The following is a 4,013-nucleotide window of genomic DNA, read 5'->3' on the forward strand; positions in this document are numbered from 1 at the left end:
CCCGTATTGCCGAAGTTGTGCGGGCGCTGCCGTGGAGTATTTGTCCCATAAGTGCGTGCGAAATTCCAGCCCGGAAAATACACCATCTCTCCCTGGGACTATACATCTAAAGGGCTTTTATACCCTCGGGTTTACAATTTGCCCCTTAGGCGGCCCTTCTTACTCCAGGCGAAACCAGTCGATATCCGCGTTGCCGGCATCGTTGAACTTGGCGGGGCAGGTGCTGAACAGGCCCTCTTTGCGCCGATCCACTTGCCTTCCACCGCTTGAAACTCCGCTTCCAGGGGCTGAAACTGCTGTCCGTCGAAGCTGTAGTTGAACTGGCATTTGGCGCCCGGGCGCACGGCCACCCGGAGGTAAACAGGCTGCGTAGCCTACAGCACCGCCACCGGTGCCGTCGTCGTTTCTGGGCTCAGCTTATCGGCCTAGCGGCATACGCTCTGACTGAGCTGCAGCTGGCCGCGCTGGTTGGTCAGCAAAATGTAGGCGTAGCCAGCCCCATCAGCATCAGCCCCACCTTTTCTCCGTCTACCCGGGAGGTAAACATCAGCTTGGTGGTAGCTGTGAACGTTTCGGCCGGCAGCTTCTGCAACAGCAGGTTGGGCAGCTGCCACAGGTTTCGATAGTTCTCTGGTAGCAGCACCGAGTACAGCCGCAAATATCCCTGCGGACTGTTCAGGTAAGCCCAATAGTTCTGCGGGTTGGCGTGCCACTGCCATTGCAGCCCTAGACCGGAGCCGCTGAACTCGTCGGATGTTGGCGGCATGGCAAGCGGCGGCACCTTGCTTTTCACCGCGGGCTTGCGGTGCGTCAGCACGGGCTGGCCTTTGCCGTCGCCATCGGGGTCCTCGCCGATAATGGGCCAGTCGTTTTTCCAACTCATGGGCTGCAGATGCACTACCCGCCCGTAGGGACCCTGGTCCTGGAAATGCAGAAACCAGTCTTCCCCAGTGTCGGTATCGGCCCAGGCACCCTGGTGGGGCCCGTTGATGGCCGTTTTGCCCTGGTCCAGCACAATACGCTCTTCATACGGGCCATACATGCTCTTGGCGCGCAGCACCGGCTGCCAGCCCGTTGCGACGCCCCCGGCCGGGGCGAAGATGTAATAGTAGCCGTGGCGCTTGTAAAACCTGGGGCCCTCCGGCGTCGGGTGGTTAGCGTGTCCGTCGAAGACCAGCGCATCGTCGCCGGTCAGGTGCCGGCCGTCGGCACTCATCGGACTCACCGCCAGAATGGTTTTGATACCTGCCCGGGACCCCGCAAAGCCGTGCACAAGCTAGGCCTTGCCATCGGTGTCCCGGAGCGGAAAAGAGCCAATCCAGCCTTGGGCTTCCTTCACGCACACCGACGTCGACCAGGGTCCCGCCGGATTCTTAAGCCTTGGTCATGAAGATGCCCAGGTCCGGGTTGGGCTCATAGATGTAAAACTCCTTGTTGTAGTGACCCAGAGCCGGCGCCCATACTCCGTTGCCGGGCTGGGTGGGGCACGCTGTAGCGAGCCAGGGGCGGCTGGTGCTCGAGCACGGCGCCAATCAGGCTCCAGTTAGCCAGATCCTGGGGGGGGGGACAGCAGCCGTAGCCTGGGCACCGCGTTGAAGCTGGAGGAAGTCAGGCAAAAATCCGCGCTGAAGCGAATAACATCGGGGTCAGAGTAATCGGCATAGGGAGCCGGGTTTTTGTAGGTGCCGTTGCCCAGGTCCAGCACCCGTACTTTCGAAAGCGTCGTTCCTGACTGGGCCTGGCCGGGTAAAGGCCGCGCCAGCAAGTCTATTCCCAACAGCTAGCGGAACCGGCCGAGGCGGCAGCCTCCAGGGCCGCCCAATACCGAACAAGCGGCAAGCAGCAAGACATGGGGGAAGGCAGGCACAACAGGGCTGTAAATAAGCACCGTCTTCCTGAAAGCGGCGGCCGTGAACAGCAGTGCGTGGCTACTGCGAGTTTGCGCTGCTCTCGTGTTACTGTTCATAGCAAATGCCTAAGCGAATGGCTGGAGCAGCCAGGGCTTAGGCATTTATGGGGTAAAGCAGGAACTTGACGAGTTAAGCTGCCCGCTCTTTTGCTTGGTGTGCCGGGTGCAGCAACAGCCGAGACGCCTGGGGCGCCGCCGCCCGGGCAGTGGCACGAGCCTGCTTCAATACCTTATGGATGGTGACGGTACAGATACTGTCCACGTAGCCTAGTTCTACTACGCGCTTGGCCAGGGCTGTAAGGGTTACCCGCTTGCCTTTGGCCGTGGCGCGCTCAGTGAACCGCCGGAGCTGGGTTTCCATTTTCGGGGTCAGCTTGTTGGGTGCTCCGCACCGCCGGATGGCATGCAGGTAGTTCTGGAAGCCGTCCTCGCCATAGGCCCGCCGCATGCTATATACCCGGTGGATGCTAAGGTGCAGCAACTCGGCCGAATCCTGCACCGACAGGTTGGCCTGCCAATGCTGCAAAACCAAAGCCCGGTTGCGCTGCTGACGGGAAAGTATTTCTGAACTTATAAAGTTGGTGAGGTAAGCCTGCTGCTGATTAGATAGGCTTACGGACTGACGATGACGCCCCATTTACAGTAGAAATAACGGGTTGGAAAGCTTTTAAGAGCCAGAAACAAATTTTTGCTGCTGCTTCAATGCCCTAAATGTAATACGGTTGATTAGTTTGTGCAAACGTTTGCACAAACTAATCAACTTTTCCGCCCCGGCCAATCTGAGTTGGTTACGCTATTGCCTGGTTTACGCCGTTAATTGCCCATTGCTCAATCCTTCAGTCGAGGCAAACTGCCCGAATTGTACGACCTTGCCTGCAGATCATTTCTTTTGCCTGTGCCTATTCACCGCGCCTCCATCTCCGACCTTGCTGCCCAGCTAAACCTCTCGGTTTCGACTGTATCCCGTGCCCTGAGCAACAACAGCCGCATCAGTGAGGCTACCAAGAAAAGGGTGTGGGACAAAGCCCGTGAACTGCACTATCAGCCCAACCACTTGGCAGCAGCTTTGCGCAAAGGCCGTAGTAATACCCTGGGCATTGTTATTCCGCATATCGATGGGCAGTTCTTCGCCCTGGTAGTCAAAGGCATTGAAACCTTGGCCAACCAGGCGGGCTTCAACCTCATGATTTGCCAATCAAATGAAAAGGTCGAACAGGAGCGCAAAAATATAGAAGCTTTGCTGAACGCGCAGGTCGATGGTATTCTGGTTTCCATTTCCCTCTACACCCAGGATTTTCAGCATCTGGAGGAAGTTCGCCGCCGGGGCATCCCGCTGGTTTTCTTTGACCGGATCATGGAAAGCCCCCTCACCAGCGCAGTAGTACTGGATGATTATCAAGGAGGATACGATGCCGTTTCGCATCTCATCGAGCAAGGCTGCCAGAGAATTGCCCATCTAGGCGGCCCACAGCACCTCAATATCTGCCGAAACCGCTATCAGGGCTACGCCGACGCCCTGCAAAAGCACGGCTATGCCCTCAACCCGGCATTAGTGCATTTCAGCGACCTTTCGATGCAGGATGGACGAGAGGGAATGCAGGCACTGTTACGGCAGGTTCCCATACTCGATGGCGTATTTGCGTGCAATGATCTAGCCTTAGTTGGTGCTATGCAAATGGTTAAGCAGCAAGGCCTGCGTATTCCTCAGGATGTAGCCCTTGCCGGTTTCAGTAACGAGTTATTTGACTCTCTGACAGAACCCATGTTAACGTCTGTTGACCAACGTTGTGAGGAAATGGGTAAAACAGCCGTACAGCTCTTACTAGATATGATTGCTGCCGGCGACCAGGAAATAGCGCCCCGCCATGTGGTACTACAACCTACACTATTGATTCGCGGCTCGTCACAGAGAAAATTACTGTAAGTGCTCTAAAATAATTCGTAGTAGTATTAGTACCTCCGCAGGCCAGAAACTGTCAGCAGGCCACTACCCGCCGAAGCCTGGGGGCCTGGGCCGGGTACCCGGGGGGTGGGGTGAGGCCATAAACGCGTTCAGCCCCCGCTCCGCAGCACGAGGCGCGGAACGGGGGCTGAGCGGTAGTAA

Annotated in this window: 4 protein-coding genes and 1 pseudogene; 1 reads left to right on the forward strand and 4 read right to left on the reverse strand. The window is 57.3% G+C overall.

What is annotated here, in order from left to right:
- Nucleotides 1-293 precede the first annotated feature (293 nt).
- From ABD842_RS21255 to ABD842_RS13965, 4 genes and pseudogenes are all read right to left on the reverse strand, one after another.
- Nucleotides 294-350: pseudogene (locus ABD842_RS21255) on the reverse strand (hypothetical protein); the annotation flags it as partial.
- 122 nt (nucleotides 351-472) lie between these two features.
- A complete protein-coding gene (locus ABD842_RS13955; protein WP_345115041.1) occupies nucleotides 473-1,273 on the reverse strand; it encodes a family 43 glycosylhydrolase in 801 nt (266 codons plus the stop codon).
- A 100-nt stretch (nucleotides 1,274-1,373) separates the two neighbouring features.
- Entirely contained in the window at nucleotides 1,374-1,532 is a 159-nt protein-coding gene (locus tag ABD842_RS13960) for a hypothetical protein (protein ID WP_345115044.1), read from the reverse strand.
- A 507-nt stretch (nucleotides 1,533-2,039) separates the two neighbouring features.
- Entirely contained in the window at nucleotides 2,040-2,435 is a 396-nt protein-coding gene (locus ABD842_RS13965; protein ID WP_345115046.1) for a COG3415 family protein, read from the reverse strand.
- Between the two features lie 333 nt (nucleotides 2,436-2,768).
- On the opposite strand from ABD842_RS13965, the gene ABD842_RS13970 reads away from it, so the two are divergent.
- A complete protein-coding gene (locus tag ABD842_RS13970; RefSeq protein ID WP_345115049.1) occupies nucleotides 2,769-3,833 on the forward strand; it encodes a LacI family DNA-binding transcriptional regulator in 1,065 nt (354 codons plus the stop codon).
- The last annotated feature ends 180 nt before the right edge of the window (nucleotides 3,834-4,013 follow it).

This window comes from Hymenobacter algoricola, from assembly GCF_039539525.1.
Classification (GTDB): domain Bacteria; phylum Bacteroidota; class Bacteroidia; order Cytophagales; family Hymenobacteraceae; genus Hymenobacter; species Hymenobacter algoricola.